This window comes from Piscicoccus intestinalis NBRC 104926 (genome assembly GCF_001515525.1).
Lineage (GTDB): Bacteria > Actinomycetota > Actinomycetes > Actinomycetales > Dermatophilaceae > Kineosphaera > Kineosphaera intestinalis.
This window is the reverse complement of record NZ_BCNQ01000038.1, coordinates 1-5,400: the sequence shown is the minus strand read 5'-3', so window position 1 is coordinate 5,400 and position 5,400 is coordinate 1. Positions and strand designations below refer to the sequence as shown.

Sequence of the window (5,400 nt, the reverse complement as noted above, 5' to 3'; positions counted from 1 at the left end):
CCCGCCCATGTCCTTCAGGTGCACGTGCCCCGGCACGAACTGGGTGAAGCTGTTGGCGATCGCGACGATCGGCTTGCCGAAGTCGCTCTCGGTCATGCCGGTGGCGCGCCACAGGGCGCGCGCGCCGGCCATGTTGCGTCCGTGGGTGGTGGTGCGGGACCGCAGGGCGGGCATCGTGACCTCTTTCACAACTCGTGGAACGACCTCGACACTAACGCCGCCACCCGCACGCCCCGACGCCGGGAAGGGGACCGCGCAGACGACCCGCACGCTGCCGTGTGGGGATGTGTGCTTCGACACGATCCGGCCACACCTGCCCGCACACCCTTGCCGTCACCACCCGCGGCGGCGAACACTGCCTGCGTGACAACCCGGCCGAAGGCTGCCCTATCGGCCGAGGGCTAGGGGGAGAACCCCGGCTCTCGACCGAAAGGGCAGCCTTCGGCCACGGGGGTACCCCGCACCACACCAGCACCGCACCGGCCCCGCACCGCACCGGCACCACACCAGCCCGCCCCTTCCCGCCCGAGGAGTTCTTGTGAAGAAGACGACCCGCATGAGCGCCCTGGCGCTGGTCACCGCCGCCGGCCTGACCCTGACGGCCTGCGGCGGCAGCACCGGTCCCGCCACCGACTCCGGCTCGGGGGGCTCCGGGGGCGCGGCCGCCGGCGGAGACTGTGCCAGCGAGGAGGTCTTCTGCGTCGGCCTCGTCACCGACATGGGCAACGTCGACGACAAGTCGTTCAACCAGTCCGCGTGGGAGGGTGCGCAGGCCGCCGCCCAGAAGATCGAGGGCGCGCAGACGAAGTACATCGAGACGACCGACACCAAGGACTACGCGAGCAACCTCAAGCAGTTCACCGACGCCGGCTACGACGTCGTCATCACCGTCGGCTTCCTCATGGCCGAGGCCACGACCGCGGCCGCGCAGTCGGCGCCCAACACGAAGTTCATCGCCGTCGACCAGCCGCAGGAGACGACGGTCGCGAACGTCTCGGGACTGGTGTTCCCCGAGGACAAGGCCGGGTACGCCGCGGGCTACCTCGCCGGCCTGCTCACCAAGACCGACAAGCTCGGCCAGGTGCTCGGCATGAAGATCCCGCCCGTCGAGAAGTTCGCCCTCGGCTTCACCGCCGGCGCCAAGGCCGCCAACCCCAAGGCCAGCGTCGCCACCGTCTACCACCCCGCCGGCGACAACGCCTTCTCCGACCCGGTCTGGGGCGCCACCACCGCGCGCCAGCAGCTCGGCCAGGACGTCGACGTCGTCTTCGGAGCCGGTGGCAAGACCGGCAACGGCGCGCTCGGCGAGGTCGCCAAGGCCTCCGGAGCCGGCACCTCCGTGTTCTGCATCGGCGTCGACACCGACCAGTGGGAGACGGTGCCCGAGGCCCGCCCGTGCCTGGTCACCTCCGCGACGAAGCTCATCACGCAGGGCACCACCGAGCTCGTCAACCAGGCCCACGACGGCTCGTTCAAGGGCGGCGACTTCGTCGGCGAGGCCGGCCTCGCGCCGTACCACGACCTGGAGTCGGCGGTGCCGGCCGACGTGCGCACCAAGGTGGGGCAGATCGTCGAGGGCCTGAAGAACGACACCGTCAAGACCGGCGTGAGCCTCGGCTGACGCGCGTGCCGGCGAGAACCGAACAGACCCCCGGGCCGCCCGCGGTCCCGCAGGAGCGGGCGCCGGACGGGCCCGGCTCGGGCTCGCGTGTGCGGGCGCGGCTGGCGCGCCACCAGGGCCTGGTCGTGCCGATCGTCGCGCTCGTGCTGGCGTTTGCGCTCGGCGCACTGCTCATCCGGCTGCAGGGCGTCAACCCGTGGTACGCCTACCGCACGCTGTTCGGGTCGGCGCTGCTCACCCCCGACGGGCTGCTGCGCACGCTGCAGAAGGCGACGCCGCTCGTGCTCGCCGGGCTCGCGGTGGCGGTCGCCCTGCGGGTCGGGCTGTTCAACATCGGCGCGCAGGGGCAGCTGCTGTGGGGCGCGATCGGCGCCGCGTACGTCGGGGTCGCCCTCGCCGGCTCCCCGGCGGTGATCATCCTGCCCGCGGCGTTGCTCGCGGGTGTGGTGTGCGGCTCGCTGTGGGCCGCGATCGCCGGCCTGCTCAAAGCGACCCGCGGTGTGCACGAGGTGATCTCGACGATCATGCTGAACTCGATCGCCGCCGGGATCATCGACTACCTCGTCTCGGGCCCGCTGAAGGCGCCGCGCCAGGTCATCCCCAAGTCGGCGCCGGTCGACCCGGCCGCCCGGCTGGGCGACGTCGGCGTCGTGCCGGTCGGGTTTCTGCTCGCCGTCGCCCTCGCCGCCGCCGTCGCCTGGATGCTGGCCCGCACGACCACCGGCTTCCGGTTCGACGTCGTCGGCACGAACCGGTTCGCGGCGCGGTACGCGGGCATCGGCATCCCCGGGGTCGTCGTCGGGGCGATGGCCCTGTCCGGCGCCCTCGCCGGGCTCGGCGGCGCGATCGAGACCCTCGGCGTCGTCGGCCACTACGAGTCCGGCAGCAGCGCCGGGCTCGGCTTCGACGGCATCACGATCGCGCTGCTCGCCCGGGCCAACCCGCTCGCGACGATCCCGGCGGCCCTGCTCGTCGGCGTGCTGCGCACCGGCGCCTCGAGCCTGCAGTTCAACACCGGCATCCAGCCCGAGGTCGTCGACGTGCTGCTCGCCGTCACGCTGCTGCTCGTGTCGCTGCCGATGATCGCCCGGCTCGTCGTCGGCCGCCGCGCCGGCCGCGGCCTGACCGTCACCAGCGGATGGGGGAACTGATGGGCCAGACCTCCGGCTTCTTCGCGGTCCGCCGGCTGTGGCTGTGGTGGGTGGCGCTCGTCGTGCTCGTCGCCTACGCCGGGTACGCGATCAACGCCCAGCTGACCCAGTCGCTGCTCGGGTTCTCGTGGAACTACGCGGTGCCGCTCGTGCTCGCCGCCCTCGTCGGGATCCTGGGCGAGCGCTCCGGGGTCGTCAACATCGGCATCGAGGGGCAGATGCTCGGCGCCGCGTTCGTCGCGTTCTTCGCCGCCGCGCTCTCCGGCTCTCTGCTCGTCGGGGCGCTCGCGGGCATCGGCACCGGGCTGCTCGCGGGTGCGTTCCTCGCGTGGACCACCGTCTCCTGGCAGATGGACCAGATCATCGCCGGGGTCGTGCTCAACATCGTCGCCACCGGGCTGACGTCGTTCTACTACCGGCAGGGGCACACGCTGCCGCAGGTCATGCCGCACCTCGAGGTGCCGGTGCTCAGCTCGATCCCGCTGTTCGGGCCGGTCTTCTTCACCGGCGGGCCGTTCGCGCTGCTCGCGATCGTCGCGGCGCTCGTCGTGCACTACGGGCTCTTCTACACCCGCTGGGGGCTGCGTACCCGGGCCGTCGGTGAGCACCCGCACGCCGCCGACACCGCGGGCATCGACGTCATCCGCATGCGGCTGCTCAACGTCACGCTCGCCGGGTCGCTCGCCGGCGCCGCCGGGGCCTACCTGTCGATGGAGGCCTCGAGCACCTTCGAGCGCGGGTTCACCGCCGGGCGCGGCTTTCTCGCGCTGGCGATCATGATCTTCGGAGCCTGGTACCCGCTGCGGGCGCTGGCCGCCGCGCTGTTCTTCGGGCTCATGGCCGGCACCGCCTCCCAGCTGCAGGCCGGCAACGTCGTCGCGATCCCCGAGCAGTTCGTCAACCTGCTGCCGTACGTGCTCACGCTCGTCGTGCTCGCCGTCGCCGCCGGCAAGGTGCGACCACCGGGCGCCGTCGGCGACCCGTTCGTCAAGGAGGACGCGTGAGCGCGGGCAGGCCGGCTCGCGCGCCGCGGGAGGTCGGGGAGCGCCTCCTCGACGTGCGGGGCGTCAGCAAGACGTTCGGGTCGGTGCGGGCCAACACCGACATCACGGTGCACGTCGACCGCGGCGAGGTCGTCGCGCTGCTCGGCGAGAACGGCGCCGGCAAGTCGACGCTCGTCAAGGCGATCTTCGGGCTGCTGCGGCCCGATTCCGGAACGATCGCGGTGACCGGGTCCGACCGCCCGATCACCGGCCCGGCCGACGCCATCGCCCGGGGAATCGGCATGGTGCACCAGCACTTCCAGCTCGTGCCGGTGATGACCGTCGCCGAGAACATCGTGCTCGGGCACGAGCCGGTGCGCGCCGGGCGCGTCGACCTGCGCGCGGCCCGGGAGCGGGTGCGGCAGCTGTCGAGCCGGTACGGGCTGGCCGTCGACCCCGACGCCCGCGTCGAGGACCTGCCCGTCGGGGCGCAGCAGCGCGTCGAGATCCTCAAGGCGCTCTCCCGCGACGTCGACCTGCTCATCCTCGACGAGCCGACCGCCGTGCTCACCCCCCAGGAGACCGACGAACTGCTGCGCGTCATGCGCGAACTCGCCGACGACGGCACGTCGATCCTGTTCATCACCCACAAGCTGCGCGAGGTGCTCGTCGCCGCCGACCGGGCCTATGTGCTGCGGGCCGGTGCGGTGGCCGGCGAGGTGCGGGCCGCCGACACCGACCAGGCGCAGCTGGCCCGGCTCATGGTCGGTCGCGACGTCGTGCTGCGGGTCGAGAAGCCGGAGGCCGAACCCGGCGCCGTCGTGCTCGACGTCGCCGACCTCGCCGTCGACGACGACCGCGGGGTTCCCGCCGTGCGCGGCCTGTCGCTGCGGGTGCGCGCCGGGGAGATCCTCGGCGTCGCGGGCGTCGAGGGCAACGGGCAGCGCGAGCTCGTCGAGGCGGTCGCCGGCATGCGGCCCGTCTCCGCGGGGACGATCCGCCTGGAGGCTCCGGCGGAGGCCGAACCGGAGGCGGGTCGGCCCGCCGACCTCACCCGGCTCGGCCCGGGGGGCGTGCACGCCGCGGGCGTGGGTCACATCCCGGAGGACCGGGAGAAGCACGGGCTCGTCGGCGGGCAGTCGATCGCCGACAATCTCGTGCTCAACCGCTTCGCCGAGCCGCGGTTCGCCCGCCACGGGGTGCGCGACCGGGCGGCTGTGGCGGCCAACGCGACCGCGCTGCGCACCGACTACGACATCCGCTCGGCGGGCATCCGCGCCACCGCCGGGTCGCTGTCGGGTGGCAACAAGCAGAAGGTCGTCGTGGCCCGCGAGCTGTCGGCGCAGCCGCGGCTGCTGGTGGCGGCCCAGCCGACCCGCGGCGTCGACGTCGGGTCGATCGAGTTCATCCACCGCCAGATCGTCGCGGCCCGCGACGGCGGGGCCGCGGTGCTGCTCGTCTCCGCCGAGCTCGACGAGGTGCTCTCGCTGTCGGACCGGATCGTCGTGTTGCACGAGGGACGCATCGTCGCCGAGGTCGCCCCGGACGTCGACCGCGCCGAGATCGGCCGGCTCATGGCCGGCGGCGACCGCGCGGCCGACGAGCAGGCCGCCGAGTGGGCCGGCCCCGCCGCGGACTGAGGCCC

4 protein-coding genes are annotated in these 5,400 nt (G+C 73.2%); all 4 read left to right on the top strand.

The window, feature by feature from the left end; translation table 11 throughout:
* Positions 1 to 538 precede the first annotated feature (538 nt).
* The 4 genes from PINTE_RS08190 to PINTE_RS08175 are packed head-to-tail and all read left to right on the top strand — an operon-like array spanning position 539 to position 5,395.
* Positions 539 to 1,621: a BMP family ABC transporter substrate-binding protein gene (locus tag PINTE_RS08190; RefSeq protein WP_245642851.1), complete on the top strand. Its 1,083-nt coding sequence runs from the start codon at positions 539 to 541 to the stop codon at positions 1,619 to 1,621.
* A 5-nt stretch (positions 1,622 to 1,626) separates the two neighbouring features.
* The gene (locus PINTE_RS08185) at positions 1,627 to 2,772 is read left to right on the top strand and encodes an ABC transporter permease (protein ID WP_169798481.1); all 1,146 of its coding nucleotides are present in this window, start codon (positions 1,627 to 1,629) and stop codon (positions 2,770 to 2,772) included.
* Positions 2,772 to 3,776, top strand: a complete 1,005-nt coding sequence (locus PINTE_RS08180; protein WP_068428538.1) for an ABC transporter permease — start codon at positions 2,772 to 2,774, stop codon at positions 3,774 to 3,776. The genes PINTE_RS08185 and PINTE_RS08180 overlap by 1 nt, the downstream gene beginning before the upstream one ends.
* Positions 3,773 to 5,395, top strand: coding sequence for an ABC transporter ATP-binding protein (locus PINTE_RS08175; RefSeq protein WP_068428535.1), 1,623 nt, complete (start codon positions 3,773 to 3,775; stop codon positions 5,393 to 5,395). The genes PINTE_RS08180 and PINTE_RS08175 overlap by 4 nt, the downstream gene beginning before the upstream one ends.
* The last annotated feature ends 5 nt before the right edge of the window (positions 5,396 to 5,400 follow it).

Excerpts from the sequence above, each read along its gene's own strand:
- PINTE_RS08180 (WP_068428538.1), top strand. The coding sequence starts at position 2,772 with ATGGGCCAGACCTCCGGCTTCTTCGCGGTCCGCCGGCTGTGGCTGTGG.